We start from the raw sequence: 25,702 nt of genomic DNA, 5'->3' as shown, positions 1-25,702 counted from the left end.
CTCTTTGCGTCTTTGCGGTTCATTTAATAAAACCAAAATTATGTTAGAAGGCTCCATTCTGCAACAGCTAGAAGTTGCCCACAGATCGAGTAAAAGACCAATTCGATTTGGGGTGTACTACAAAAACACCCTCGTTGCCCTGTGCCATGCGCTAGAAGACCACATCTTAACGGAGGACAGTTCTCCCTTGACCATTGCCGCTTTTCAAAGAGGCAAATGGTATCTGCAAGAAGCCGATCGCTATGGAGACATCGCACAGAAAGCAGGTCAGATCGCGATTATGGCGGCGTCAGATTCGGGGTTTACCGAACACCCAACTAGCCAACGCCCAAACGTGGATTTAGTGGGCTTAGATCCCTCCGACCCGGTTGCCCAAGAGTGGCACTTAATCATCTTTTCGCCGACATACACGGCGATGGTGCTGTGTCAAGAGCTTTCGGAAGAAGATTATGGTGCAGCAGGGCTACCCGCGTCTGACTTGGAGCGCAAATTCTATGGGCTGTGGACGTTTGAGCCAGAGTTGGTGAAAGAAACGGTGGATATAGCGATCGCCCATATTGGTCGCTACAACCCGGAACTAGAGAAAAAACTCATCGCCTGCAAGGAGTCCATGCAGCCCTCCTTAGGAACCCCTCACAATCTCGGTGCAGTGGTGTCTTCCGTAGTGGAGTATCTCCAGCATGGGCAAGAAGATATATCAACCGGCACCAATCTAGACATCCCCGCCGGATCTCGCCAACAAGCGCTGGATCGGAACTTAGTTTCCAACGAAATCCAGGCATTCTTGCGGATGGCGCAACTCATGGATATGGCAGATGTCACTAACCCAATGGCAGCAGCAGAAGTGGTAGCGTTCTCCGAAATGATCGGGCAAATGCTCGATTTACCCGCTTGGCAGATGAAACGCCTGCGCCTTGCCGGGTTGCTGCACCGCATCGATCCGTTGCAGGGGGCGGAAAGTGTATTGGCTGCGGCTAAGTCGAGTCGCTACGACGAAGAGGCACCGAGTTGTGCGCTGACTTGTCCGTTGGTGCCAGGAGCGCAAGTATTGAGAAGAATGTCACAACTGCGGGCAGTTGCCCAAATCGTCACTCACCAAACCGAGTGGTGGAACGGGACGGGTGAGCCAGCCGGGTTAGCGGGTGATGAAATTCCCTTGGAATCGAGAATTTTGGAATTAGTCTCAGACTTTCAGTGGCGACTGGCGCAAGCAAGAAATGCCAATCCCGACAGCGAAGAGAATTTATCCAAAGCTTTAGAAGAGTGTCGGCAACAACAGGGCGATCGCTTCGATCCCAAATTGGTTGAAACGCTCTCACTCCTCGTCATGGGGATGCAACAGGGTTTGACTCTACCTGTCACGCCAAGCAAAGTGACAGCGGGAATGTGGCTCTTGGATGCAAATCTCTATGCCGGTACAGCAGTGCAACCTTCCTTAATGGGCAATGGGTAATGAAAGTGATGAGTTATGAGTTTTGAGTGAAAAGAGAGCTTTTTAATGCCATACTCAGACGCGATAACCGCAAGCCTTTTACAACTTAAAACTTTTTTCCTCATTAGCAATCCTTCAATTAGCAATTAGCAATTAGCAAATGGACATTGAAGCAATTCGCTCCGGCAAACTCAAGCAACTGCCAGGTACAGATTTAGAAGATGAAGATTTTTCAGGAGTAGATTTGCGAGGTATCAATCTCGCCGGTGCTAACCTCGTCGGCACAAATTTTAGTGGCTCCAACTTGGAACGCGCCCGTCTTGATGGTGCAAATTTAATCGAAGCGCAACTTGTAGGCGCTGACTTGCGGGCAAACCTGCTGGGCGCTAACTTGATGCAAGCTGACTTATGCGGTGCTGACTTGCGCGGGGCAAATCTGCGAGGCGCTAACTTGATGGGAACCAAGCTCACTCAAGCGTCTTTTGCTGGTGCTTTCTTGAGCGGTGCCAACTTAATGAGTGTCAACTTGCAAGGCGTGGATTTGCGGAGCGCTGACTTGCGGGGTGTAAACTTGAGCGGTGCCAATCTGCAAGGTGCAGACTTAAGCCAAGCGGATTTACGTGGCGCTTTGCTTAGCGAAGCAAATCTAGAAGAAGCAGACTTGCGGGGTGCAAATCTTGCCGGAGCAAATTTGACAGGAGCAAATTTGCTCTGCGCTGAGTTAGATAGTGTTAACTTGACTGGTGTAACTTTGGCTCGAGCTTGTTTGACTGGAACCTGTGCGGAGCGCATGGCTTCAAAAGCCTGAGAAAATCTCTGCTGCTAGCGGTTCTCAGTGGACTCAAAAAAACCTAACCCTCAGCCCCTTCCCTAACTAGGAAGGGGAGCCAGCCCCTCTCCAGCCTAAAAAAATTTAATCTTTGTTCCTGCCTTGTAGGAGAGGATTCGGGAGTGAAGAGGATGCCGGGGAGCGAAAAGTTTGAGCCTCGAAAAGCTTTACTTCATCTGTACATTGCGGTGATGATCGACGAAGCGAACCGACTACTGAAACAAGGAATTGAGCAATATCAGACGTATGTAGAAACAAAGATTCTTACATCTCTACAAGAGGCAATGCAGTCTTGGCAACAGGCACTTAGCCTATGTCGAGGCAGCGAAGCGAGTATCGTTGAGGGAGCGGCTTTAGGCAATTTGGGGGCTGCGTATAAGGCTTTAGGAGATTTACCTCAGGCGATCGCATTCTATCAACAGCACTTAGCGATCGCTCAACGTATCCAAGACAGGCGCGGCGAGGCAAATGCGCTGGGAAATCTGGGAAATGCTTACTACATTCTCGGTGAGGATACAAAAGCGATTGAGTACCAGCAACAACGGTTAGCGATTGTGCGGGAACTCCAAGATCGTCCAGGTGAGGTGCAAACGCTCTCGAATTTGGGGGCGGCTTATCATTCTTTGGAAGAACATATAAAAGCGATTCTCTGCTTTCACCAGTCAAAAGCCATCGCCAAAGAATTACAAGACGTTCGAGGGGAAGGACAGGCGCTTAAAAATCTCCGACTTGCTTACACCGCCCTCGGAGACTTGCAGGCGGCTCGCGATTACCAGCAGCAGTATCTGACAATCATACGGGAACTGTTGGCAGCAGCCAAGGCAGATGACTTCATCAGCGGCGCGAAGATGCTGGGCATCAATCCATCTGAGGATTTTGCTGAAGCCGACTTGAGTGGTGTTAACCTTCGCAGCGCCAACCTCCGCAACGCTGACCTCAATCATACCAATCTCAGCAATGCCGATCTCACCTTTGCCGACTTGAGCCGTGCCAACTTAAGCGGTGCCAACCTTTCCCATGCCTGCCTTTGTAATGCGAATCTGCGAGATGCTCATCTGTTGCACGCGAACCTTACTCAAGCAGATTTGCGGACTAAAATGCCCCGTGCCAATTTAACCAGTGCCGACCTTAGCGGTGCAAATTTAACCAGTGCATACCTTCCCAATGCCAATTTGACGAATGCCTCCCTGACGGCTGCCAATCTCAGCGATGCTGATTTAAGCGGTGCTAACTTGAGCGGCGCAAATTTCAAAGAGGCTGAGCTTAAGCGTGCCGATCTCAAGGGTGCAAATGTGGAGGATGCTTTGTTTGAAGGAGTTTTGGGGCTTTCTGAGGCAATGAAGCTCGATCTTAAGCAGCGAGGGGCAATTTTTGAGGAGGACTAGCGATCGCTTCGCTACCTCAGCGTCACCACTCCAGCTATAAAATCAGCCACTAACCGCAGCATTTTCAGCCACTGTAAACCCATCAAACTTTCTTGAATCACTGCTTCAGCAACAACGATAAGATTAAACTTTTATCTATCCACCAATCTTTTTCTGCATAAATATTAAAAATTTTCAGTCTTTTTTTTATATAAATTGTCTAGATTTAATCATAAATCACTCCAACGATTAAACCGCAAATATTTGGTTGTTATTATAATTCAAAGAAAGCCTTGATTAATTTTCATACTTGTTAAGCGGATGTTTCATTCAATAAATCCAGACAACAATTTTAGGTTGGACGGCGTTTACACTTGTCCAGTTTGTCGGCACGGTGAGATTGCAGCAATGCCGTTAATGGAGGCATGGGCTTGTAACTTTTGCAATCATATTTTCACTGCCGATCCGATTCAACAATCTGTGAAAATGGCAGATAGCGCATCACCAATAACTTGGCGCTGGAATGGTCGAACTTGGCAAGGTGCCCATCGTAAGGGGAATGAGTTGGGTTGGGGTGTTGGGTTGGCAGCAGTTGCCTTAGTCTTATTACCGACTACCCTTGTTGCCTTGTCTACCTACTTTTTCCCCCCAATACCCGGTACTCCCTTATCTTGGGTGCCTACTCTTTGGATTGGGTTAACCTTTTTAGCTCATCTTGCTTTTGTCGTAGATGTTGTTGTTGAGTATTATCAATTCCCAGTCTTTGCTTACGTCAACGCAATCCGACGACATCTGTTAAAAGGAACAAATTTCTAAGTTGCTAGGACTCGACATTGTTCAACTCAACCTCAACAGTTCGTTTCCCCACCGTTACGCGATCGCCGGAAACTAACTGTCGTCCTCGCCGGGTTTCCAGGGTGCCGTTGACTAGAACAAAACCCTGTTGAATCAAAAGCTTAGCTTGCCCACCCGTCTGCGCCATCCCTACCCACTTTAAAAACTGATCGAGCTTAATTGTGCTGTCATTTACCGCCATAAGAAGTGTTGCACTCCAACGTAACCGTATTATGCTGAGGGCTAATATAGCAATCCTAATTGATATGGGAATAACAGTTTTTGGGTAAGTGGTAAAAAGTTTTAAGTTGGAAAAGACTTGCAGCGATAGCGTACAGCCCTTTGGGCATGAAAACAGCGAAGCGAGGCGTTAGCCTAGCGCTGACTTGTCACTTCGCGTCTGAGTTTTGAATGAAAAAACTCTTTTGCTGCCTCAGAACCCAACCGAGCGCTACAGATTTACCACTACCAAAAATTTCAGCAGTTGCGCCAAGCTACATTAACCGACCAGAAAAGGAGGAGTGGATGATCGTTGAGAAGGATGAACTGCTGGAGCGATATGCGGCGGGAGAACGAGATTTTAAAGGTGCAGACTTAATTGGAACCGATCTTAAAGGCGTAAATCTGAGTCTAGCGAACTTCCAGGAGGGATCGCTCAGCGAAACTGACTTGAGTGGAGCTAACCTGAGCCAAACCTCTTTAATGGAGGCAAGTTTAGGCACAGCCAATCTCAGTGGAGCAAATTTGAGCGGGGCGAATCTTAGTGGAGCGAATTTGTTTCGGGCAAATCTCAGGGGTGCCAATTTGAGCGGGGCAAACTTGAAAATGGCAGATTTGACAGAAGCAGACTTGAGCGGGGCAAACTTGGACGGAGCAAACTTTTGGGGGGCTTACCTGACGGGCGCGAAACTAGACGGTAGTAACCTGCCAAAAGACACTTATTCCTGAAGTTTCTGAATTTACTGCCGAATCGGAATTTCGATGACGAACTCGGTTCCCTGCTCTGGTGCTGAATTACACTTCAAAACGCCGCCGTGTCTCTCAACGATGATTTGATAGCTGATTGACAAACCCAGCCCCGTGCCTTTACCAGTGGGCTTTGTCGTAAAGAAAGGTTCAAAAATTCTAGTGCGTATTTCTTCGCTCATTCCGGGGCCATTGTCGATAATCCGGATACTTGCTTTTCCGTTGTCGAGGACATCGGTACGAATCCGAATACAAGGCAGGGGAGCTGGGGAAGAGCTGAGCAAGGAAGAGTGTAGCATTTCCTGTGCGCTGCCTCTTCGCGCCTCTGTCTCCTCCAGGGCATCAATCGCATTAGAAATGAGATTCATAAATACTTGGTTGAGGAGTCCGGCGTAACACTCTATGGATGGCAAATCGCCGTATTCTTTGAGAATGGCAATCCCTGTATTGACTCCTCTGGATTTCAAGCGGCTGTGGAGAATTAGTAGCGTGCTGTCAATGCCTTCGTGGATATCAACTGCCTTCATCTGGGCTTCGTCAATCCGCGAGAAGTTTCGCAGGGACTGGACAATTTGCTGAATGCGGTCAGCCCCGATTTGCATGGAGGATAAGGTTTTGGGGAAATCCGAAATTAAAAAATCCAGATCGATTGCCTCAGCTTCCTCTTCAATCTCAGGCACTGGCTGGGGATAATGTTTGCCATAAAGATGTAGGAGATTTAGCAAATCTTGGGCATATTGATTCGCATGAACCAGATTGCCGCAAACAAAGTTGACTGGGTTGTTGATTTCGTGGGCAACCCCAGCAACTAACTGCCCTAGACTAGACATCTTTTCACTTTGGATCAGAAGCGTCTGGGTTTGTTGAAGTTCGCACAGAGCTAATTGCAGATGGTTCGCTTGTTGTTTGAATTCTACTGCCGATGCTTTTAAGGCTGCTTCAGCAGATTTTCGTTCGGTAATGTCGGTGACGAAGCCTTCGCAGTAGAGTAAGGCAGCCGCGCGATCGCATAATGTATGACCGAAGCACTGCTCGTCCTTAGTGTATGCCACACTATAGCTGCTTACCGTTTCGTATTGCTTTGCAGATCGCAGCTCTTGGCGTACCGCCCGTGCATTTTCCGAAATCCAGATGATGCTGCCGTCTTTTCGATAAACCTGAGACTCAAACCCACTCACCGAACCGTGTTCTTGCAGTAAATACAGAAATTCGTCACGCCGATTGGGATCTACATACAGCTGGCGCTTGATGTCCGTCAGATGGGCAATTAGTTCCTCTGGTGAAGCGTAGCCGTAAATCCTTGCCAGTGCTGGATTGACGCTAATGTAACGCCCGTCCGGAGTTGTCTGGAATATCCCCTCGACAGCGTTTTCAAAAATACTCCGATACTTTTCCTCTGCTTGCTGCAAAGCCTCTTCCACCTGCCGACGCTCGGTGATTTGCTGCGCTAGTTCTCGATTGGCTTGCTGCAACTGCATCGTTCGCTTGACAAGCTTTCTCTGGACTTTTTTCCACCGCTCCACCCAGCTAGAAGCATCAATTGGCACATTGTCACGGCTTAGGAACATGGGACGTCTCAGAGTTTAGTTAGCCAATACTCGTAGTATGAAACCATCCGAGAAATTACTGGGTGATAGCACTCGCGTTTGAAGTGTGATCTTTTATGTGATGATTTGGTGATATAAATCCATTTTATTTGTGATGTAGATCGCTGAAATTACGGAGACAATTGTTGTATCTGGAACGTTATTTCAGTCAATTGCGATGTGGGGAGAAAAATTGATACTGGGATTTCGACTTTTTATGAGTAGATTGAAAACGCTTAGTTTGGTTGGCGCGATCGCGATTATAGGGAGCGGCATGGAGTTAAAAGCGATCGCTGCCCGGTTAACAAATTGGCGATTTGACCCAGCGCTGAATCAGTTAGAAATCACTCTGGATGAGGGAACGACGCCGCGTTATTTTCTTCTGGCTCAACCGTCTCGGATTGTTCTGGATTTACCCAATACTCAAGTGGGAACGGTGGAAACTCAACAAAGTTACTCTGGCCCAATCCGCCAAATTCGAGTCTCTCAGTTCGAGGCTGGCATTACCCGAATAGTGCTGGATCTCGCACCAGAGGTAGTTTTATCCCCCCAACAAGTGCAATTGCAAGTAGAACCTGGGAATCGCTGGGTATTGCGTCCCCTGATTGCTGACGTTCTCGCTCCAGAAGTAGTGCCTCCCAGCAGGAGCGGGGTTTCTCCGTCCCTGCCTCCCCCTATCTTCCCAGAGAAACCAACACCGGGTGTCGTGAGCGTGCCGTCTCTGACTAACTCAAGTACGCTACCCAATTTAGCGCCGCCAACGGTTCCTCCAGGGAGAATTGCGACGAATAATCCTGTGTTGGTGAGCGTACCTCCTCTTTCTGGCGCGATCGCTACAGCACCACCAGTACCCGTGAGACAGCCTCAGTCTTCCTCTGCCACCAGAGTGGTTGAATTTGGTCAACCGTTGCCAATGGAGGAAAATCCCCCCCCAGTGCCTGCAAGGAGAACCAGAGTAGCCCCAGTACCTTCTCTAGAAGCGGGTGCGTCTGTGCCCATGTCTATACCTGCCACACCGACAACCGCCGCACCGAGAACCACCGCCTCTCCAATGGTTGTCGTGCCGCCCCTACCTAAGACGGCGACGGTTGTGCCCGATCCTTCCAGCTCCACATCGGCACCGATACAAGCGCCAACGGCATCTCTAAATCCAGACATTCTGCTGCCTTCTGGCACTCCGCTGAGCCTGCGTTATCCGGGCGACAAGGTTTTAACACTGCGAGATGGTGTCTCGCGCCAGGAAGTGTTGCTGCTAGAGGAAGAAATACGCGATCGCACTGGTAAACTTATCGCCCCAGTTGGTACGCAGGTGATTGGACGCTTTGAGATCGACCGACGCGGCAGTCGCTTCATTACCCAAGCGATTAGCCTGGGTGGACGCAATTTTCCCCTTCTCGCCCAATCAGACTCCCTAGACGGCAACCGTCAAGTTTCACAGAACCGAGTTGTCCGGAATTCTGCCATTGGCGCTTTAGCCTTAATTCTATTAGGAGGCTTTTCAGGCGTCGGTTTGTTGGGAGGCGCTGCCGCCGGTGCTGCCACCACCTATCTGACAGCTCCTCAAACCGCTATTATTCAACCGAATCAAATACTGCAAGTTCAGCTCAGCGAAGATTGGCGGTAAAGTGAGTTGCTAATGGCAAACAAAGGCGATCGGTAATGGGTTATTGGAACGAACAAATCCCGATTACCAATCCCGATTACCGATTAGCCATTAGCCATTCCCCTTAGAAATTATTTGTTTCTGGTGGCGGTGCGCCTGCTCCTGGCTGATTCAGGAAGAAATTCTGGGCACCATCATTCTGATAGATGCAGCGGATATCTGGTTGCCCGTCCAAACTGCCGGTATAGCCAAAGGTGTTCATCCGGTTCTTGCAATCCCGCACCTGATCCGCTGTTACCAGCTTTCTTTGTTCCAAAATAGACCAGTTGTTACTACGCAAAACACAACCCGGTCGCATATTGGGCTGCGAAACGTAAACGTTAAAGGGATTTAGGGTTACATAGACGCGAGTATCCATCACCATCGCGCTGGCTCCAAACTGCACGCAAAGCTCAGGATTCGGCGCAGCGCGGTCAATGAAATCACGCGATGCGACGTTTTCTGGGCTAAACGTCGCCGTAGAGCTAAAGCCAATCCCTACCCCGATTCCCAGAACGAAGACGCCGCCGATCAAAGCGATGGAAGTGTAATTGAAAGGGGATGATTTAGCGGATTTAGGGGCACTATAGGGAGTATCGGCAGGGTATCTAGATTTACGTTTCATCGTCGCTTAGGTAATTTCACGCCTACTGGACAGGGAGTAATCAAACTGCTCTCCTTTCTCCCAGTATGGCTATAGATTGTGCCGCTAGGCGGAAGGGAAGAGAAGGGGAAAGAGGAAGGGAAAGGGGCAAAGAGGCATCGAAGAGTTTGAAACTACAGTTTCCCCAGCTACCAGAAGCGATGCATCGCGTCTCTACAAGATTTCTTGCAACTGTAGCTGCTTTGCCTCCCCAGTGCTTACTCCTCGCTGGCTAAGTTTCTACTTTCATTCAACAATTGGGAGTAGGCATGGGCGACATCTTTGAGATGTTGATATTCTTCTTTCATTCGTTGATACTGCAACTCAAAAGCCAGATGTGAGACGATAAGCTGATCGGGATTGTACTCAGCTACCTTAACTCCAATTAAAGCCTCTCTAATTAAACGAACATATATTTTTTGTAACTGTTCGGCTTTCCTTAACAGCTTTTCAACCTCAAGTAAAGCTTTCTCATAGGTAGCTACTTGGACAGAATACACATCAGAGGTAGAGACTAAATCAGCTAAGTCATTAATTTTACGATATTGCTCCTCAAGTACGGACATTTCTGGCTCTAATTGCCAGTGTTCGTGAATGATGGGAGCTAGTTCTTTGATGGTAGTCAGCTTTGGATCGTTCGTTTTAGAGTTCTGCTCGATCACCTCCACATCATTGAGGGGATGCCAGGAATAAATATATTCAACATCCCCTTCAGGCGTCAGCCTGGGAAAGACAACTTGGACTCTATTCTGACGCCTAACCATCAGCGGAATTCCATAGTTTTTCAGAGGTAAGCTGGGGTACTTCTGTTCTGCACCTTTCACCAAAACAACACTATTATTTTTAATTTGTTTAATTTTGGCTTTCCGTTTTTCATTAACCAGATAGGCAATGACCAAAGGTACAAGTATTACAAGAATGATTAGAAATCTTTGCAGCACAGCGCTCGCCTCCAGCCTCCATCTGTTGCACGGGAAGGTAGTCGTTGATTTATTGTGACTGATTTTGCCTTCGACTGACGAGTGTAGGAGGGGCAGGGGTGCGGCGGTACAGAGGTGCAGGGGAGCGAAATCTCATTGCCTCCTCGCCTCTGCTTGGCTTCTGTCCCAAGCTAGGTGGGGACTGGATTAAATGTAAAGTAAAAATTAAGCAGTTCTCTGTTGTTGGCTTGCATCTGTGAAATCACAAACGTCGCTACATCTGGGCAAAACCTTAAAAAGCTCCCAGTTTCAAACTCTGATTGCCGATAGTCTCACCGTTTTTTGGGGGGATTGGTTAGATTTACGTGTCCGAATTGTGCAGGTGGCGGCGTCTGGGCTAATATCGCCTCTGATTTACATTCTGGCGTTTGGATTGGGGTTGGGTAGCTCTATCAAGCCTGGTGTGGGGATTAGCGGTAATTACAATAACTATCTGGAATTCATTTTGCCGGGGATGGTAGCGCTATCGTCGATGGTGATTAGTTTCACCGGCACGACATTTTCCATCTGTGGCGATCGCTTGTTCTCGAAAACTTTTGAAGAAATGCTGCTGGTACCAGTGCATCCTCTCGCTTTGCACTTAGGAAAAATGCTAGCTGGTGTGGTGCGGGGATTAATGACGGCGGGTTCGGTGATTTTAGTGGCGGTACTCTTTACTGGCAAGGTTTGGAGTTTTTTGAACCCTTTGTTTCTGCTGCTGGTCGTGCTGAATTGCGCGGTGTTTGCTGGGTTGGGTGTGATTGTCGGTTTAAGCGTGCGATCGCTCGAAGCGGTTGGTCTTTACAATAATTTTGTAATCATCCCCATGTCGTTTTTAGGAGCAACATTCTTCGATCCCGCCACTCTGCCGGCTGCCCTCAAGATAGTTGTCTATCTGTTGCCCCTGACTTATACCAGTATTGGCTTACGCGCCGCAGCTTACTTGCCAATGTCGCAGTTTCCCTGGTACTCGGTGCCGATTTTAGCGGTGATGGCGATCGCGCTTTCCTTCGTTGGTGCTTATCAATTTGCTCATCAACAAGATTAATTGGTTCAGGAAGGGCGGGCACTGTCCACCTTCCTGAACTAATCAGCTAACGATAATTGCGTCGAAAAGTTTCAGAAGTTTCAAGTCCTCAAAAGCCTGGAAATCGCGGTATTTTTCCAGCTCCTGCTTGCTTTCCGGGAAAAAGATACCAAGCCCCGAAAAATTTTCATATTCTGGAATAGGGCGAAATAATGTACCATTTCGTTTTACTTTATAAATGATTGAATTATTTAAAAAATCAACGAATTCATTGTATCTATTTTGATTTGCGCCTGACTGATTGGTGATAGTTTGAAAAAATGAGACAACATCGACAAACCGTTCGCCCATATACTTATAAGTTGTCAGGTTGCTCAAATTTATATTTTTTATATTAGCTGCCAGAACTGCATCAATAAGCGGATTAATTTTTGCAGATAGTTGCGTGATAGCACGATTATTGATAGCGGTATAGCTATGGTACATATCGCTAGATTCAAACTCCATAATCTTTTCTGCTAGCTGTCCTCCACTAATTTCTGGTTGACGCCCCAAAAAATTAAATAATTGCTCGTAATAATAATTGGGAACACCTAGCAGTAATTGGGAAGAAAGAGTATATTTCGCTGTATCTCGAAAAGTATAGTTGGCTTCAATAGTTCCTTTATTGCAATTTTGAAAGAAAACTAACTCTACCCGCTTGCCTACTTGCTGATTAAAATTTGCGATCAGACCGCTTAATTTTTGGATATTCATCCACTGAGTTTTTAAATTCAAGCCTGGTTCAGGGTGTTCATCTGGGCTAATTTCATTCTAAACGACCCCCATGTCCTAAGAATACAATTGCCCATTTTTTAGCTTGAAATTGCGACTTAGCCCAATTAAGATATTCAGAAAAAGCTTCTTCACTGGCGCTGTTTGCTGTATTTAAGCTTTGAGTAGAAATATTTCCTTTAGTAAGGATGTTTCTTAAAATTTTTTTAGCTCCGCTAAAATCAGATTGTATCGCTACAAGAATATTATCGCTATTCACACTTTTGGCAAGCATATCCATAATAGAACGGCCAAACTTTGAGAGGTCGTTATCATAAGGCATCCAATATAAAAAAATCCATTCGTAGAGTCGCTTATTGCTCATGCTTGTAGCAATAATATCTGGCTGATTTTGACTGAGTAAAATCAGGTTTCCTAAAAAGGATGCACTACCTAACGCCGAATACTGAAGCAACTTTCTGCGCTTCATAGAGCTAGTAACTCAGTAGATTATGGATGAATGCTTCGATGTTAACCCCTGGCAAAGCAAACTCGCAAGAGCAAGCGACACCCTTTCCTTCGTCGGTGCTTACCAATTTGCTCATCAGCAAGATTAAATTTTGAACTGCCAAAATGCTAAGGATGCTCAGAAGAGGATTTAATTGCGATCGCTCTGTTGAGTCAACCTCTACCTCAACCTAGTCGCTACCTGGACTCGGCTATTGGAGTGCCATCTTTGGTCTTTCCAGATATCAAAAACATCATTGTTTTGACTATCAACTCGATGACATCCCATCCAATGCTTGTCATCTCTGGCTCGTAAAAATGTTGCAGCCTTGACTCGAATATCATTATGCCATGTATTATCATCAACTTTCCATACCTGTAAACAATGATGATTGATGCTATCAAGTTTGCAAAATCTCATCCAATGGTTGTCATCTTTACCTTGTAACATTAAGGCTTTCTGAGCAACAATTGAACCATTTTCAATATCTGCTTTAACAGATTTTATTTCCGTATAAGCCGCATTAGCGGTGTCTTGAGCAGTCTTATATTCCTTGTGAGCATATTCAGCTATTTTTACTGAATCCTCTAAGCGTTTATTGGTAGCCTGAAGTTCTGCTTTTGTTGCCAGAGGCTCTGCTTTAATAGATTGAATCTCATCTTTCAGAGTTTTAATTTCTGTCTTACAAACTTTTATTTCTGTTTGAGCAGCCTGAAGTTCTTTTTTTAGATTTTCCTGAGACGCCTGAAGCTCTTTTAATATTTGTATTTCTGCATGAAACTGTTCGCGTGTTCGTTCTAGTTCTGCGATCGCTCTTTCGTAGTAACCAAGCGGCGTTTTCCAGTCACCAGCACCAGCTTTATTCATAACCAAATTTTCCTAATAGTAATTAATATTAGTAACCTAGGCTACTCAATTCACTTCAGCGGCAAGATTTTAGTGTGTATAACTAAGTGGCAACCCTCTAGATATTACAACTTAAAAGTTTCGAAGCAAGAGAATAAAATGAACCTACCCCACCTCCGCCCCAATCATCCCATATCCTTGCAGGGAGATGGCCAGAAGGTGCTGCGGTTGAAAAATTTACGTACCTGTACCAAAGCGATTGGTTATTTGCACGCCAGCCGACGCGATCGCCAAAATCTTGCCAAATTTTTGAATCGTATTTTATAGTTCCGCCCAAGTTTTTATAAATATGATTTTGCACACTCAAACCAAAATGCCCATTACTGTATTTAACCCACAGTTGATCAATGGTGTGAAGATCTTCGCAGAAAAATTTATCAATATCTTCGTTTCTCAGACAGCCTTCTTTTTCTCTCCCTGCTACTTCCAACATTTTATTAAAAGTTTCCTCATCTGCCTCTCGCCAGTTCCCTGCTGCTAATAGCTGTTCAAGTTTCCGATAATCTACTCCTAATCCTGAAATTTTATGCCATGTATCATCATTACTTTTCCATACTTGAAAGCAATGATTATTTACACTGTCGAGTTTGCAAAATCTCATCCAGTGCTGGTCGTCTTTACCTTGTAGCATTATTGCCTTATGAGCAATAATTGTGCCATTTTCAATATTTGCTTTAACAGACTCAATTTCAGAATTAGCCCGATTAGCGGTTGTTTCAGCTTCGTTAGATTTAACGTAAGCATATTCAGCTATTGTCTGGGCTTTTGTTACTTCTTTTGCTAGATTATCGAAGCGTTTATTGGTATTTTGAAGTTCTGCTTTAGTAGCCTGAAGTTCTGCTTTAGTAGCTTCTAATGCTTGCTTAGAATTTTGAATTTCACTTTTCAAGGTTTGTATTTCTGTCTGAAACTCTGCTTTCAAACCTTCCTGAGACGCCTGAAGCTCTTTTAATATCTGTATTTCTGCCTGAAACTGTTCGCGTGTTCGTTCTAGTTCTGCGATCGCTCTTTCGTAGTACCCCAGCGGCGTTTTCCAGTCACCAGCACCAGCTTTACTCATAAAAAACCTCTTTCTTACTTTATGTATCCTCTTTATCTGTCAAGAATCGCTGCGACTTCTCAGGCTTTAGCAAAAGAGGTTCGGTAGAATCATAAGTCTTGATTGTTCCACGCCAAAACTCACAAAGTACGCCATATTTAAGCCAATCTTGAATAGCTATCCTTTTCAACTCCGGAGATTTTTTTACTAAAGCAGCCATCATCGCTGCATTGTGTTGAAGTTGCCCATAAATCTTCAGTACCTCGTCAATAGAACTTTTCTCATTCAACTTGCTCAATTCATAGCATTCGCTTAGTTCATAAAGTTCAATATCCGAAAGCCTAGCACCCGGCTTCAATCCAATTTTGAGCCTCTGTCTACATTTATCAAAAGGATTCGGTAAAGTATGAGCTAAATGCTTTTTTAACTCATTCCGAATCTGTTCAAGCTTTCCATCTATCGCTTCCTCTATCTTATCTACAAGCTGATTAGCATCTTTAAATAATTTTTCTTCTAGCAAATTAACCTCTACCAACATTGGTGCGATTAACTTGTTATTAATCTCTCTGGGAGAAAATTGACTACCTAACTTCAAGGATTCCATTACTACTAAGGAAATTTGGTTAATTCGATTTTCTAAATAGTTGTCAGTTATTCCGATAGTTTCTCTTACATCTCTAAGCGCTTCTACTCGCACTTGATTAATGTTTTCTAAAGCATCCTTTACTTTTTTATCACTCTGGTTGAGTAGGGATTCAATATCACCTATCGTCTTAGTTTCTAATTCCTCCATTTCATTTTTGGCTTGTTTGATTCGGTTTTGAGCTATGTAATCAAGCTTGTCAGCTAAAGGATATAGTTTTTCATCAAACAATTCACCTATTTCTTTCCCTGCCGATTTCACAAAATCCTGTGAAACGCCTTTAGAAGCACGTTCTAATTTTTTAATAAAATCTCCAAAGAGCCATTCCAGCATTTCTCACCATCCTTGCACCGCTAAGCTAGCAGCAAACTTCATCAAAGTCTATCGCACTAGCTGCTTTTGCGGTTTCAGTACAAATACTGAAAAACCCGATTTCTATAAGAAACCGGGTTTTTAGAAACGCGATAAAACGACATTTCTACACAAAATCAGAGAGGGGGCTAAAATGCGTCAAGCCACTTATCGATAATGAAGTTGATAATGCTAATCTACACATTAAACCGGAACAGCATTACATCGCCTTCTTTGACAATATATTCCTTCCCTTCACTACGGACTAAGCCTTTTTCCTTCGCAGCATTCATGGAACCAGTTGTTACTAAATCTTGGTAGGCAACTGTCTCCGCCCGAATAAAACCGCGCTCAAAATCAGAGTGAATGACGCCTGCTGCTTGGGGTGCTGTCATTCCGGCGTGAATTGTCCAAGCGCGAGTTTCTTTAGGACCAGTTGTAAAGTAGGTACGCAAGCCTAAAAGTTCGTAAGTGGCGCGAATCAGAGATTTTAATCCGCCTTCTTCCACTCCAAGAGAACCCAGAAATTCAGCTTTATCTTCTTCTGGCAATTCAACTAATTCTGCTTCCACTTGGGCAGAAACAATGACGACTTGGGCGTTTTCTTGAGTCGCAATTTCCCGCACTTGTTCTACATATTTATTGCCGGTTGCCAAATCGTCCTCAGAGACGTTGGCAGCATAAATAATTGGTTTACCTGTGAGCAATCCTAATCCCTTGAGCGCTTCAGCTTCTTCTTCATTTAAGTTGGCCCGCCGCGCTGGTTTGCCCTCATTTAATAAAGCGCTCAATTTTTCTAGCGCAGCGAGTTCAATCTGTCCTTCTTTGCTAGTACGGGCAGCTTTGCGAGTGCGCTCAATTCGTCGCTCCACTTGGGATAAATCTGATAAAGCCAGCTCTAAATTAATAATGTCAATATCTCGCGCTGGATCAACAGATCCGGCAACGTGGATAATGTCATCATTCTCGAAACATCGCACTACATGAACAATGGCATCAACTTCTCGAATGTGGGACAAAAATTGATTACCCAGTCCTTCCCCCTGACTAGCACCTTTCACTAAACCAGCAATATCCACAAACTCAACCCGTGTCGGGATAATTTGCGCCGAACTGGAAATATTAGCCAGGGCGTTTAACCGTTCATCTGGCACCGACACGACACCAACATTGGGTTCGATGGTGCAAAAAGGGAAATTGGCAGCTTCAGCCTTGGCATTGGCAACCAAGGCGTTAAATAAGGTAGATTTTCCGACGTTGGGAAGTCCGACAATTCCGGCTCTAAGCATCTTAGTTCAAGAGGTAAAACTGGGTAGAATCAATTAGATAGGTTCAGGAATCGGTTGAGGAATCGGACCTGGAACCGGCTGGGGAATGGGCGCTGGCACTGGCTCTGGCACAGGTGAGGGAATCGGCTGGGGAACGGGGGCTGGCACTGGCTCTGGCACAGGTGAGGGAATGGGTTCTGGTACAGGTCCCGGTACGGGTTCTGGTACTTCTGGCGGCGATCCAGGAATCGGATTAGGCTCCGAGCCGGGGATCGGGCTGGGGATGCTTGGTTGGGGGATAGGATTAGGACTGGGATTAATCATGGCGATCGCATTGAACAATTTAACCCTATCAAAATAGGTAAGAACGCATAACAATGACATCCCCCGGAATAACGACATTCCGTAACACTTACACTTGAAGATTCATCCAACCGCATCCAAACTCATTACTGTAGCAGGTATTGAGAACGCATTAACTCGTCTGCGATCGCTTTTCGATGCAAGTTGAACTGCCCCTACGAAATTGTTGGGCAGAAACGATCTATCCTAAACCGGCAAAGGCAAAAAGCGCTCGGATTTTCTCCCCCGCTTAGCTTCCGGATATCACCGATTTTAGAAAAATTTCCAGCATGGATTTTATCCCAGGGTCTCAAACAACTACCCCATTAGTGGACGCCCTTCAAGCGTGCGCCAAGAAGCATCATGCACCCTTTTACACGCCCGGACACAAGCGGGGGCAAGGAATTTCCCAACGGTTAGCGGATTTGCTCGGAACCGCCGTGTTTCCAGCAGATTTACCAGAATTACCGGAGTTGGATAACTTGTTTGCCCCAGAAGGCGTGATCCAAGAAGCCCAGGAACTGGCAGCGGCGGCGTTTGGGGCAGAACGCACTTGGTTTTTGGTCAATGGTTCGACTTGTGGATTAATGGCGGCAATTTTAGCCACTTGTAGCGAGGGAGACAAAATTATTCTGCCTCGGAATATTCATTCCTCGGCAATCCACGGCTTAATCCTTTCGGGTGCGATTCCGATTTTTGTGAATCCAGAATACGACCTGGAGCTAAATATTGCCCACAGCATCACCTCATCGGGAGTGGCAGACGCCCTGAAGCAGCATCCGGACGCCAAGGCGGTGATGATGGTTTACCCGACTTACTATGGCGTTTGCGGGGATATCAGAGCGATCGCGCAAATTGCTCATCAGCACGGTATCCCTTTGCTCGTAGACGAAGCTCACGGTGCCCATTTTGCCTTTCATCCAGATTTGCCCACTTCTGCCCTCGCCGCTGGAGCCGACTTAACGGTACAATCCACCCACAAGGTACTGGGGGCACTCACCCAGGCATCCATGCTGCACGTCCAAGGCAATCGAGTTAATTGCGATCGCTTGAGCAAAGCTTTACAACTGGTACAATCTACCAGCCCCAGCTATTTGTTGCTGGCTTCGCTGGATGCAGCGCGTCAGCAAATGGCATTGCACGGGGAAGCGCTAATGGCGAAAACCTTACAGTTAGCTGAGGAAGCGATTACCCAAATTAGCCAAATTTCTGGGTTATCCGTGTTAAAAACTGCTAAAACACCGGGTTTTGTTGCCCTTGACAAAACGCGGCTGAGTGTTAAGGTTTCTGACTTAGGTTGGACGGGATTTGAAGCGGATGAAATTCTCCATCAACAGCTAGGCGTGACTGCTGAGTTACCATCGCTGCACAGTTTGACTTTTATCATCAGTTTGGGAAACACTCCATCTGATATTGTGCAGATGGTATCGGCACTCCGAATTTTAGTGCAGGAGCGATCGCCCACCACATCAATAGCCCCATACCTGGATGTCTTCACCCGGTGGAAAGCTGAATTTCTCCAGATTCATCCTTCATCCTTCGTGCTTCATCCTTCCATCTCTCCCCGTCAAGCATTTTTTTCCCAAACCCAAACGTTGCCGGTGGAAAAGACTGTAGAACGCATCAGCGCCGAACTTATTTGTCCCTATCCACCCGGAATTCCCGTGTTGATGCCAGGGGAAGCGATCGCTCCCTCCGCCTTGGATTACCTGCAACAGATTCTCGCCTTGGGTGGAAGTATTACGGGTTGTAGCGATCCGACCCTCAAAACGTTAAAGGTTGTTCGCTAATTGGAGACAGGCTTAAACTCAAAACTTAGACGCGATCGCTCGCGTCTCTACTACTCAAAACTTCAGACGCGAGCGATCGCGTCTCTACTACTCAAAACTTAAAACTTTCTATGTGGCCCTACGTAACTCCTGGTATCCCAGATGACCTCTTCGAGCGGTTGCCCGGTATTCCCCTCAGCAAGCGCGAGGTGCGGTTGCTGTTGATTTCCTTACTCAGACTCAAACCCGATTCTGTGTTGTGGGATATTGGCGCGGGAACCGGCACGATCCCCGTAGAAACCGGCTTATTGTGTCCGAAAGGTCGAATTATTGCCGTAGAACGCGATGAGGAAGTGGCAAGTTTGATTCGCCGTAACTGCGATCGCTTTGGGGTTCGTAATGTCGAAGTCGTTGAAGGAAGCGCCCCAGAGTGCCTAAAAGACTTACCCGTTCCCCCCCATCGGGTTTGCATCGAAGGCGGACAACCCATCAAGGATATTCTCAAGGTCGTTTGGCAATACTTAGAACCGCAAGGTAGGGTGGTTGCAACGGCGGCTAATCTAGAAAGTCTCTATGCCGTTTCCGAAGGCTTCGCCGAATTACAAGCTCGAAATATCGAGGTGGTTCAATCTGCCGTCAATCGTTTGGAAACGCGAGGCACCCATCAGATATTTGCCGCAGTCAATCCAATTTTTATCTTGAGTGGCGAGAAACTGGATTGAAAATCTTAATTCTAAAGGCTAGAGCAGCATTCTTGACGATTGAGAACACAAAAATTCCCGTTAAGATGCGTACCATCAAGAAATTTATTTTTTGTCGGGATTGACGAACGGTGTCAGGAGAAATGAGCAGGATGCTGAAAAAAAGCGTTGGCTTTATTCTAAATTAACGGCACCAATTGCCTAAATCTGTTTTAGATCGGTTAAAGTGTGCAAAAGTAATTCTTAATCTTATTAAGACTAGATTAACTTCGTTGTTGCGGTCTCAAGAGCGCATCTTATGCCTTGGTCTCGTATTTTTAGTGGAATAGTTGCGATCGCTGTTGCCCTCCTTATGCTCTTTTTTGGAGGATGGTTCTTTACAGTTGGTCTGTGCATCATCGTCTATCTCGGTCAGTTAGAGTATTTTCAGATGGCGCGAGCCAAGGGCATGGCACCCGCTGGCAAAACTACTCTGGTAGTGAGCCAAGTTCTGTTAATCACAGCGTCTCTGGCACCAGCCTTGACAGATGCCATGTTTCCCCTGGCAGGAACGTTGATTTGTTTCTATCTTCTGTTTCAGCCCAAGCTTGCCACAATTGCCGATATTTCCGCCTCTATATTGGGGTTGTTCTACGGCGGCTATCTGCCCAGCTACTGGGTGCGCCTGCGCGTCGGACTCGCTCCCGCGATCGCGATTGCAGAGCCATTGAATGGCTATTTGCCCGCTTCCTGGCACGAACTTAGCACTTTGCCCCAAGGTTTGACGGCAACGCTTTTGGCCTTCCTCTGTATTTGGGCTGCTGATATCGGTGCTTACATCTTTGGTAAATTCTTTGGTCGCACGCGCCTTTCTGAGATTAGCCCCAAAAAGACTGTCGAAGGAGCTGTATTTGGGGTTCTTGGCAGTGTGGTAGTGGCAATTGCTGGAGCTTGGTATCTGAATTGGCCCAGTTGGCAGTTCAGTGGCTTGGCTTTAGGGCTGCTGGTTGGGATTGCGAGCTTGCTGGGAGACTTAACGGAGTCGATGATGAAGCGAGATGCTGGGGTAAAGGACTCAGGGCAACTGATTCCGGGTCACGGCGGCATTTTAGATCGGGCTGATAGTTACGTGTTTACCGCTCCCCTGGTGTATTATTTCGTCACGCTCTTGTTACCTTTATTACCCCGCTAGAAAAGTCTTTCTACACGATTGGGGCAATTAGTAAGCAAAGCTTAATGGTGAAAATCTCTTTTATCTGCCTCTTTTGTGGACCTCAGTCCTAGCCAACCCTCCGTCCTAACTCCTCAGTCCTCAGCCCTCAGTCCTAACTCCTAAGTCCTATTTTTATTCGGCTGGAATGACATTAATCCGTCCGCGACAAACTAACTGACCCAGAATCACAGTTAATTCCTGAATATCTACTTCTGAGCCTAAATCTATCTTGAATTCATCCAAATTACCTCGGAGCAGTTCCTTTTGCGTCTCGATACAGGGGGACTCTAGAAGCAGTTCGTGAGGGCTAGCTAACTTTAGACCTGTCCGCAGCACTAGAGGTGTGGCTTTACCCGATGGGTCTGTTAAAGTGCCGCTGAGTTTCAAACATTCCGGATCGATGGTAATCTGTTGCCAACTGATTTGCTGGTCTTTTAAGATGTCAGCTGGGTGCGTTGGAACTGCTTGGAGTAGTGTCCCCAGTAAATCAGTTAAAGCAGTGGCGAATAAGGGTGCTTGGAGAGATGCCTTAAGGTCTGTCTCCTCTAGTATTAGCTCACCGGAAACGGGGATGGGTTCGAGAAGGCGTAAAGGTTTACCTCTAAGAACTTGACCCAGGTTGATGCGAATGTTTTCTCCGGTTAACTGAATGCGTGACAGATGCAGTCCTTGATACACTGCATGGTTGGCGGCAATAAAAACTTGAGGGATATAACCTGTAAGGATTTGGCGATCGCCTCCGGAAATTTTAAACTGGAGGTTTTCAACTTGCGAAACTTGCGATCGCAACCACAGCCGCAACGCTGGTGATAATGTTGTGCTGATAATCCTGCTCCCTTGCTTAGATGTCAATGGCTTTCTTCCTGTAATATTTGTACATAGTCTAATTAGAGGTCAATTTTGGGTTTTAGACTGGCGATTCCTTCAAAATCCTAAATCTAAGATCAAAAATCCCTAATAGTCTAGCCGAGGCACTGCCTCAACAAGCTAAGCCCTAACCTTTATTCATTCGTCGCTCGATTTCGCCTATGGCCGAAAGGCTACAAAAAATTCTTTCCCAATGGGGTATTGCCTCCCGCCGCCAAGCTGAAAAAATGATTGAAGCAGGGCGCGTGCGGGTCAATGGTACTGTTGTGCATCTGGGGCAAACAGCAAATCCAGAACAAGACCGGATTGAAGTTGATGGCAAACTTGTACTCCCAGCTCATCGTCCTCAAATGCTCTATATCTTGCTTTACAAACCTGCTGGGGTAGTTTCTACGTGCCGCGATCCTCAAAAGCGCCGCACGATTCTTGATTTACTGCCTCCTGCACTCCGAGAAGGTCAGGGATTGCATCCAGTTGGACGTCTAGATGCCGAATCCACCGGCGCGTTATTGGTCACAAATGACGGTGAAATGACGCTACGCTTGACCCATCCGCGATATCATCTTCCTAAAACTTACCAAGTTTGGATTCAGGGTCATCCCCCAGAAGAGGTACTAAAATCCTGGCGTCAGGGTATTCTACTGTCAGGGAAAAAGACATTGCCTGCTCAAGTTCGCGTTTTGGATGTGCGGGGTTCTCAAACCTGCTTGGAAGTGATTCTTACAGAAGGGAGAAACCGACAAATTCGACGCATTGCCGAGCAACTGGGCTATCCCGTCATTCATCTACACCGTGCCGCGATTGGTCCCATTTGTTTAAAACGAACAGGGGAGCCTATGTTCCCTGGTACTTATCGTTTTCTTGAAGATTTTGAAATCAGTTTTCTACAAAACCAAGTCAATCTAACATCAATAGAAGTGCCAGCAGACATCAAGGAGCGCCGTGTATGAAGGAGAATCCACTTCATCTTCAACAGCAACAAATTGAGAAGCTAAAAGAACTGGGGTCTCGCCTCCGCCAGGTGCGTGAGGAACAATCTCTGTCCCTAGAGGAAGTTGGCGACAAAACCAGGATTCAAGTTCGTCTGCTCAAGGCAATTGAGGAAGGTAGGCGCGAAATCTTGCCTGAACCCGTCTATATTCAAGGGTTTATCAAGCGGTATGCTGATGCACTGGGATTAGATGGGGTAGAGTATTCTGACACTTTTCCCAGTGGGCCGATTTTCCAGCTCATTAAGCCGACCTGGCGGTATTATTTGCCATCAGCTCAGCTGCGACCGATTCACCTTTACTTGATCTATGTGTTTCTGGTGATTGGTGCAGTGAACGGTCTGTCTTACGTGGTGAATCGTCCGGCTTTAGAAGTAGGAAAGGGCGGGACTCAAGAGCGATCGCCTAGAGAGTCTCTCGCCAAAGCTAATGCAGCCAATACAGACTTGCAAGAAAAACTAGGGCCGTTTACCCCAGCAGTATTCAGCAGCAATACCAGTCAAACGGGTAAGCCGGTACGGGTTGGCGTAACCGTCAAAACCCCATCATGGATTCGGGTAGTGGTGGATGGCAAGACGCAGTTTGAGGGAACGCTCCCCCAAGGCACTCAGCGCATCTGGGTTGCAGAGGAGACACTGATTGTAAAAGCTGGTAATGCGGGTGGTATCCTAGTCGCTTTTAATGATGAAAAGGCAAAGAAACTGGGTGCCCCCGGTAAAGTTCGAGAAGTAACCTTTGCCGCTAATCCTCCTGGGTCTTAATGAGTGCTGAGAACTGTGAGGGTCGAGACGCGATCGCGTTTTTCTTCAAAGACACGCGATATACACCAGTGACGCAAGCGATCGCCCAAGTCCTCACCCCTCAGTCCTCAACACTCAACCCCGCTCCCTCAGTCCTCAGTCCTCAGTCCTCACTGCTCACCCCTCACCCCTCAGTCCTGATTCTTAATTGGGGCGCGACCGAAAGTTTCAGTTAGAGTTTTGAGACGATAGCCGATCTCTTGGTTCACGGCTTCAGGTCGATACCGCCACTCCCAATTTCCCTCTGCTTTGCCGGGAAAATTCATTCGGGCATCGCCCCCCAATCCCAAAAGATCCTGAAAAGGAATAATTGCCTGATTTGCCACCGAAGCCATCGCCAGCCGGATCGCATCCCAGTGGATGCCGTCGGAACTGATGCAACCCACATAACGCAGGAGATTCTCCCTTTCATAGTCTGAAAGTTGATAGAACCAGCCTACCGTGGTGTCATTATCATGGGTGCCGGTGTAAACCACACAGTTGCGCGGATAGTTAAAAGGCAAAAAGCCGTTGCCAGAATCCGAACCAAAGGCAAACTGTAAAATCTTCATCCCCGGAAATTCAAACTTATCTCGCAGCGCCTCTACCTCTGGGGTAATCACGCCCAAATCCTCTGCCAGGATAGGAAGCTTGCCTAATTTGTCGTTCAGTAGCTTAAAGAAAGCTTCTCCAGGAGCCTCAATCCACTCCCCATTCATAGCAGTCGTTTCGCCCTGCTTAACTGCCCAGTAGGCTTGGAAACCTCGGAAGTGGTCAATCCGAATAATGTCAATGTAATCTAACAAAGATTCAAAGCGCTGTATCCACCACTTAAAGTTTTGCTGCTGCAACTTTTCCCAGTTATAGACTGGATTGCCCCACAACTGGCCTGTGGCGCTGAAGTAGTCCGGTGGAACTCCAGCCATCAGCGCCGGTTCCCCCGTCTGTTCGTCCAAGCAAAAGATATCTGGATGCGACCAGACATCGGCACTATCGTGAGCCACATAAATTGGAATATCGCCAATAATCTCAATACTGCCCAAGTTGGCATAGCTTTTCAGTTGAGTCCATTGCCGGAAAAACTCAAACTGCAAGTATTTGTGGTAATAAATCTCATCATTCAGCCGCTGCCGCCACTGTTCTAAGGCTTCCGGTTGGCGTTTAGCAATTTCCGGTTCCCAGTTATACCAACTAGCGTGTCCCTGAGCTTCCCGGATCGCCATAAATAAGGCATAGTCATCAAGCCAATGAGCCGCCTTGCAAAAACTTGCAAATTCCTTTTGCTGTAAGGTTGATGCCTGGTTTTTAAAGTTTTCGCAGGCTTTAGCGAGCAAAGGCATTTTGGTCTGGATCGCCCGCTCAAAATCCACCCTGTCTAGGGAAAATTCTGGCAATCCAGAAAAATCATCCTCGGTAAGTAACCCCTCGTCGCGCAGCTTCTCAGGACTAATCAGTAAGGGATTTCCCGCCAATGCTGAATAGCACATATAGGGAGAATTGCCATAGCCGGTTGGTCCTAATGGCAAAACCTGCCAAAATTGCTGGGAACTCTCCACCAAAAAATCAATAAAGCGATAAGCTTCTAAACCGAGATCGCCGATGCCAAACCGGCTAGGAAAACAAGTGGGGTGTAGCAAAATGCCACTAGATCTAGGAAACGGCATAAATAACCTGATGGAGAGGATGCAAACGATTTGACATTATCACGGTACGCAGAAGTTTGACACTCACTCCTAGGGCGGGTTGCATTCGGTAATTCAACCGTCATAAATGACAGCGATCGCGGCAGAATAAATTCAGCCTTTTTTCCCTCGATCCCGCTCATTGGGGGGCAATATATTCAGAATGACTTACCGAAACCCTGCTCCGACTGTCGATATCATTATTGAACTGATCGATCGACCGCATCGACCGATTGTATTAATTGAACGCCAAAATCCACCTTATGGTTGGGCAATTCCGGGTGGGTTTATTGATTACGGGGAGAAAGCAGAAGCGGCGGCGCGGCGTGAAGCGCAGGAAGAAATTAGCTTACAGGTGGAGTTAATTGAACAATTCCAGGTGTATTCCGATCCCAGCCGCGATCCGCGAAGTCACACGATGAGCGTTGTGTTTATCGCAACGGCAACGGGCGAACCTCAAGCTGCTGATGATGCCAAGGCGGTTGGTATTTTTGAATCTTGGCGAATTCCCACGGATTTATGCTTCGATCACGGCAAAATCCTGCATGATTATTGGCGCTATCGGCATTACGGGATACGCCCTCAATTATCTTGAGGCGGTCTATAGCCAATGGGTAATGGCTTTTTAGCT

27 protein-coding genes are annotated in these 25,702 nt (G+C 46.7%); 14 read left to right on the top strand and 13 right to left on the bottom strand.

The features are described 5' to 3' along the window. Positions 1 to 40: 40 nt before the first annotated feature. From H6F52_RS23935 to H6F52_RS23920, 4 genes are all read left to right on the top strand, one after another. Entirely contained in the window at positions 41 to 1,453 is a 1,413-nt protein-coding gene (locus tag H6F52_RS23935; protein WP_190536948.1) for a DICT sensory domain-containing protein, read from the top strand. 139 nt (positions 1,454 to 1,592) lie between these two features. Continuing rightward, positions 1,593 to 2,240, top strand: coding sequence for a pentapeptide repeat-containing protein (locus H6F52_RS23930; protein WP_190536947.1), 648 nt, complete (start codon positions 1,593 to 1,595; stop codon positions 2,238 to 2,240). A 152-nt stretch (positions 2,241 to 2,392) separates the two neighbouring features. Further along, entirely contained in the window at positions 2,393 to 3,646 is a 1,254-nt protein-coding gene (locus H6F52_RS23925; protein ID WP_242034046.1) for a pentapeptide repeat-containing protein, read from the top strand. Between the two features lie 300 nt (positions 3,647 to 3,946). After that, positions 3,947 to 4,441: a hypothetical protein gene (locus H6F52_RS23920; RefSeq protein ID WP_190411775.1), complete on the top strand. Its 495-nt coding sequence runs from the start codon at positions 3,947 to 3,949 to the stop codon at positions 4,439 to 4,441. A gap of 4 nt (positions 4,442 to 4,445) precedes the next feature. On the opposite strand, the gene H6F52_RS23915 is transcribed toward H6F52_RS23920, so the two are convergent. Then, positions 4,446 to 4,661, bottom strand: coding sequence for an RNA-binding S4 domain-containing protein (locus tag H6F52_RS23915; RefSeq protein ID WP_190429907.1), 216 nt, complete (start codon positions 4,659 to 4,661; stop codon positions 4,446 to 4,448). A gap of 323 nt (positions 4,662 to 4,984) precedes the next feature. Between H6F52_RS23915 and H6F52_RS23910 the strand changes: the two genes are divergently transcribed. Continuing rightward, on the top strand, positions 4,985 to 5,407 hold the full coding sequence (locus H6F52_RS23910) for a pentapeptide repeat-containing protein (RefSeq protein WP_190536964.1): 423 nt from the start codon (positions 4,985 to 4,987) through the stop codon (positions 5,405 to 5,407). 11 nt (positions 5,408 to 5,418) lie between these two features. On the opposite strand, the gene H6F52_RS23905 is transcribed toward H6F52_RS23910, so the two are convergent. Next, positions 5,419 to 6,993, bottom strand: coding sequence for an ATP-binding protein (locus H6F52_RS23905; protein WP_190536946.1), 1,575 nt, complete (start codon positions 6,991 to 6,993; stop codon positions 5,419 to 5,421). 235 nt (positions 6,994 to 7,228) lie between these two features. Here H6F52_RS23905 and H6F52_RS23900 point away from each other — a divergent pair, with 235 nt between their 5' ends. Next, positions 7,229 to 8,635: an AMIN domain-containing protein gene (locus H6F52_RS23900; protein ID WP_190536945.1), complete on the top strand. Its 1,407-nt coding sequence runs from the start codon at positions 7,229 to 7,231 to the stop codon at positions 8,633 to 8,635. A 103-nt stretch (positions 8,636 to 8,738) separates the two neighbouring features. Here the strand turns inward: H6F52_RS23900 and H6F52_RS23895 are convergent, their stop codons facing one another. Both H6F52_RS23895 and H6F52_RS23890 read right to left on the bottom strand, forming a co-directional pair. Then, entirely contained in the window at positions 8,739 to 9,278 is a 540-nt protein-coding gene (locus H6F52_RS23895; protein ID WP_190434040.1) for a DUF3172 domain-containing protein, read from the bottom strand. A gap of 236 nt (positions 9,279 to 9,514) precedes the next feature. Continuing rightward, positions 9,515 to 10,237, bottom strand: a complete 723-nt coding sequence (locus H6F52_RS23890) for a hypothetical protein (RefSeq protein ID WP_190536944.1) — start codon at positions 10,235 to 10,237, stop codon at positions 9,515 to 9,517. 235 nt (positions 10,238 to 10,472) lie between these two features. Between H6F52_RS23890 and H6F52_RS23885 the strand changes: the two genes are divergently transcribed. Beyond that, positions 10,473 to 11,303 (top strand): ABC transporter permease, encoded by an 831-nt coding sequence (locus tag H6F52_RS23885; protein ID WP_190434044.1) that lies wholly within the window; start codon positions 10,473 to 10,475, stop codon positions 11,301 to 11,303. A 42-nt stretch (positions 11,304 to 11,345) separates the two neighbouring features. Here H6F52_RS23885 and H6F52_RS23880 read toward each other — a convergent pair whose 3' ends face one another. From H6F52_RS23880 to H6F52_RS23850, 7 genes are all read right to left on the bottom strand, one after another. Next, the gene (locus H6F52_RS23880) at positions 11,346 to 12,038 is read right to left on the bottom strand and encodes a clostripain-related cysteine peptidase (RefSeq protein ID WP_190536943.1); all 693 of its coding nucleotides are present in this window, start codon (positions 12,036 to 12,038) and stop codon (positions 11,346 to 11,348) included. A 52-nt stretch (positions 12,039 to 12,090) separates the two neighbouring features. Continuing rightward, positions 12,091 to 12,525 carry a clostripain-related cysteine peptidase gene (locus tag H6F52_RS26275; protein WP_190536942.1) on the bottom strand — a complete coding sequence of 145 codons (435 nt, stop codon included), beginning with the start codon at positions 12,523 to 12,525 and terminating at the stop codon, positions 12,091 to 12,093. A gap of 198 nt (positions 12,526 to 12,723) precedes the next feature. After that, the gene (locus H6F52_RS23870) at positions 12,724 to 13,410 is read right to left on the bottom strand and encodes a hypothetical protein (protein WP_190536941.1); all 687 of its coding nucleotides are present in this window, start codon (positions 13,408 to 13,410) and stop codon (positions 12,724 to 12,726) included. Positions 13,411 to 13,507: 97 nt separating this feature from the next. Continuing rightward, positions 13,508 to 14,509, bottom strand: coding sequence for a GUN4 domain-containing protein (locus H6F52_RS23865; protein ID WP_190536940.1), 1,002 nt, complete (start codon positions 14,507 to 14,509; stop codon positions 13,508 to 13,510). A 19-nt stretch (positions 14,510 to 14,528) separates the two neighbouring features. Continuing rightward, entirely contained in the window at positions 14,529 to 15,464 is a 936-nt protein-coding gene (locus H6F52_RS23860) for a hypothetical protein (protein ID WP_190536939.1), read from the bottom strand. 215 nt (positions 15,465 to 15,679) lie between these two features. Continuing rightward, on the bottom strand, positions 15,680 to 16,771 hold the full coding sequence (gene ychF, locus H6F52_RS23855; protein ID WP_190536938.1) for a redox-regulated ATPase YchF: 1,092 nt from the start codon (positions 16,769 to 16,771) through the stop codon (positions 15,680 to 15,682). 33 nt (positions 16,772 to 16,804) lie between these two features. Continuing rightward, positions 16,805 to 17,152 carry a hypothetical protein gene (locus H6F52_RS23850; RefSeq protein WP_190536937.1) on the bottom strand — a complete coding sequence of 116 codons (348 nt, stop codon included), beginning with the start codon at positions 17,150 to 17,152 and terminating at the stop codon, positions 16,805 to 16,807. Positions 17,153 to 17,382: 230 nt separating this feature from the next. Between H6F52_RS23850 and H6F52_RS23845 the strand changes: the two genes are divergently transcribed. The 3 genes from H6F52_RS23845 to H6F52_RS23835 all read left to right on the top strand — a co-directional run bounded on the left by H6F52_RS23845 (position 17,383) and on the right by H6F52_RS23835 (position 20,733). Then, positions 17,383 to 18,882, top strand: a complete 1,500-nt coding sequence (locus tag H6F52_RS23845) for an aminotransferase class I/II-fold pyridoxal phosphate-dependent enzyme (RefSeq protein WP_190536936.1) — start codon at positions 17,383 to 17,385, stop codon at positions 18,880 to 18,882. 110 nt (positions 18,883 to 18,992) lie between these two features. Beyond that, on the top strand, positions 18,993 to 19,583 hold the full coding sequence (gene cbiT, locus H6F52_RS23840; protein WP_190411764.1) for a precorrin-6Y C5,15-methyltransferase subunit CbiT: 591 nt from the start codon (positions 18,993 to 18,995) through the stop codon (positions 19,581 to 19,583). A gap of 277 nt (positions 19,584 to 19,860) precedes the next feature. Then, a complete protein-coding gene (locus H6F52_RS23835; protein ID WP_190411763.1) occupies positions 19,861 to 20,733 on the top strand; it encodes a phosphatidate cytidylyltransferase in 873 nt (290 codons plus the stop codon). A 153-nt stretch (positions 20,734 to 20,886) separates the two neighbouring features. Here H6F52_RS23835 and H6F52_RS23830 read toward each other — a convergent pair whose 3' ends face one another. Beyond that, positions 20,887 to 21,606 carry a DUF2993 domain-containing protein gene (locus tag H6F52_RS23830; RefSeq protein ID WP_190536935.1) on the bottom strand — a complete coding sequence of 240 codons (720 nt, stop codon included), beginning with the start codon at positions 21,604 to 21,606 and terminating at the stop codon, positions 20,887 to 20,889. A gap of 176 nt (positions 21,607 to 21,782) precedes the next feature. Here H6F52_RS23830 and H6F52_RS23825 point away from each other — a divergent pair, with 176 nt between their 5' ends. From H6F52_RS23825 to H6F52_RS23815, 3 genes are read left to right on the top strand one after another with little or no spacing between them, the layout of a single operon-like run. Continuing rightward, positions 21,783 to 22,571: a pseudouridine synthase gene (locus tag H6F52_RS23825; RefSeq protein ID WP_190411761.1), complete on the top strand. Its 789-nt coding sequence runs from the start codon at positions 21,783 to 21,785 to the stop codon at positions 22,569 to 22,571. Beyond that, complete coding sequence (locus H6F52_RS23820) at positions 22,568 to 23,371, top strand: RodZ domain-containing protein (protein ID WP_190411760.1); 804 nt, start codon at positions 22,568 to 22,570, stop codon at positions 23,369 to 23,371. Before H6F52_RS23825 ends, H6F52_RS23820 begins: the two co-directional genes overlap by 4 nt. Then, positions 23,371 to 23,586 carry a hypothetical protein gene (locus tag H6F52_RS23815; RefSeq protein WP_190536934.1) on the top strand — a complete coding sequence of 72 codons (216 nt, stop codon included), beginning with the start codon at positions 23,371 to 23,373 and terminating at the stop codon, positions 23,584 to 23,586. The genes H6F52_RS23820 and H6F52_RS23815 overlap by 1 nt, the downstream gene beginning before the upstream one ends. Here the strand turns inward: H6F52_RS23815 and malQ are convergent. Continuing rightward, positions 23,542 to 25,053, bottom strand: coding sequence for a 4-alpha-glucanotransferase (gene malQ / locus H6F52_RS23810; RefSeq protein WP_190411758.1), 1,512 nt, complete (start codon positions 25,051 to 25,053; stop codon positions 23,542 to 23,544). The genes H6F52_RS23815 and malQ overlap by 45 nt on opposite strands. 181 nt (positions 25,054 to 25,234) lie before the next feature. On the opposite strand from malQ, the gene H6F52_RS23805 reads away from it, so the two are divergent. Beyond that, entirely contained in the window at positions 25,235 to 25,666 is a 432-nt protein-coding gene (locus H6F52_RS23805; RefSeq protein ID WP_190411757.1) for an NUDIX hydrolase, read from the top strand. The last annotated feature ends 36 nt before the right edge of the window (positions 25,667 to 25,702 follow it).

The sequence above is a fragment of the Coleofasciculus sp. FACHB-542 genome (assembly GCF_014695825.1).
In the GTDB taxonomy this organism is placed as follows: domain Bacteria; phylum Cyanobacteriota; class Cyanobacteriia; order Cyanobacteriales; family FACHB-T130; genus FACHB-T130.
This window is presented reverse-complemented; position numbering and strand designations above follow the sequence as displayed.

Bases quoted from the DNA above. Each gene is read 5' to 3' on its own strand.
- malQ (WP_190411758.1), bottom strand. From the start codon at position 25,053: ATGCCGTTTCCTAGATCTAGTGGCATTTTGCTACACCCCACTTGTTTT.
- H6F52_RS23905 (WP_190536946.1), bottom strand. From the start codon at position 6,993: ATGTTCCTAAGCCGTGACAATGTGCCAATTGATGCTTCTAGCTGGGTG.
- H6F52_RS23925 (WP_242034046.1), top strand. From the start codon at position 2,393: ATGCCGGGGAGCGAAAAGTTTGAGCCTCGAAAAGCTTTACTTCATCTG.
- H6F52_RS23825 (WP_190411761.1), top strand. From the start codon at position 21,783: ATGGCCGAAAGGCTACAAAAAATTCTTTCCCAATGGGGTATTGCCTCC.
- H6F52_RS23820 (WP_190411760.1), top strand. From the start codon at position 22,568: ATGAAGGAGAATCCACTTCATCTTCAACAGCAACAAATTGAGAAGCTA.
- H6F52_RS23900 (WP_190536945.1), top strand. From the start codon at position 7,229: ATGAGTAGATTGAAAACGCTTAGTTTGGTTGGCGCGATCGCGATTATA.
- H6F52_RS23915 (WP_190429907.1), bottom strand. From the start codon at position 4,661: ATGGCGGTAAATGACAGCACAATTAAGCTCGATCAGTTTTTAAAGTGG.
- H6F52_RS23805 (WP_190411757.1), top strand. From the start codon at position 25,235: ATGACTTACCGAAACCCTGCTCCGACTGTCGATATCATTATTGAACTG.
- H6F52_RS23930 (WP_190536947.1), top strand. From the start codon at position 1,593: ATGGACATTGAAGCAATTCGCTCCGGCAAACTCAAGCAACTGCCAGGT.
- H6F52_RS23860 (WP_190536939.1), bottom strand. From the start codon at position 15,464: ATGCTGGAATGGCTCTTTGGAGATTTTATTAAAAAATTAGAACGTGCT.
- H6F52_RS26275 (WP_190536942.1), bottom strand. From the start codon at position 12,525: ATGAAGCGCAGAAAGTTGCTTCAGTATTCGGCGTTAGGTAGTGCATCC.
- H6F52_RS23815 (WP_190536934.1), top strand. From the start codon at position 23,371: ATGAGTGCTGAGAACTGTGAGGGTCGAGACGCGATCGCGTTTTTCTTC.
- H6F52_RS23895 (WP_190434040.1), bottom strand. From the start codon at position 9,278: ATGAAACGTAAATCTAGATACCCTGCCGATACTCCCTATAGTGCCCCT.
- H6F52_RS23870 (WP_190536941.1), bottom strand. From the start codon at position 13,410: ATGAATAAAGCTGGTGCTGGTGACTGGAAAACGCCGCTTGGTTACTAC.
- H6F52_RS23850 (WP_190536937.1), bottom strand. From the start codon at position 17,152: ATGTCGTTATTCCGGGGGATGTCATTGTTATGCGTTCTTACCTATTTT.
- H6F52_RS23910 (WP_190536964.1), top strand. From the start codon at position 4,985: ATGATCGTTGAGAAGGATGAACTGCTGGAGCGATATGCGGCGGGAGAA.
- H6F52_RS23920 (WP_190411775.1), top strand. From the start codon at position 3,947: ATGTTTCATTCAATAAATCCAGACAACAATTTTAGGTTGGACGGCGTT.
- H6F52_RS23865 (WP_190536940.1), bottom strand. From the start codon at position 14,509: ATGAGTAAAGCTGGTGCTGGTGACTGGAAAACGCCGCTGGGGTACTAC.
- H6F52_RS23835 (WP_190411763.1), top strand. From the start codon at position 19,861: ATGCCTTGGTCTCGTATTTTTAGTGGAATAGTTGCGATCGCTGTTGCC.
- cbiT (WP_190411764.1), top strand. From the start codon at position 18,993: ATGTGGCCCTACGTAACTCCTGGTATCCCAGATGACCTCTTCGAGCGG.
- H6F52_RS23880 (WP_190536943.1), bottom strand. From the start codon at position 12,038: ATGAATATCCAAAAATTAAGCGGTCTGATCGCAAATTTTAATCAGCAA.
- ychF (WP_190536938.1), bottom strand. From the start codon at position 16,771: ATGCTTAGAGCCGGAATTGTCGGACTTCCCAACGTCGGAAAATCTACC.
- H6F52_RS23935 (WP_190536948.1), top strand. From the start codon at position 41: ATGTTAGAAGGCTCCATTCTGCAACAGCTAGAAGTTGCCCACAGATCG.
- H6F52_RS23845 (WP_190536936.1), top strand. From the start codon at position 17,383: ATGGATTTTATCCCAGGGTCTCAAACAACTACCCCATTAGTGGACGCC.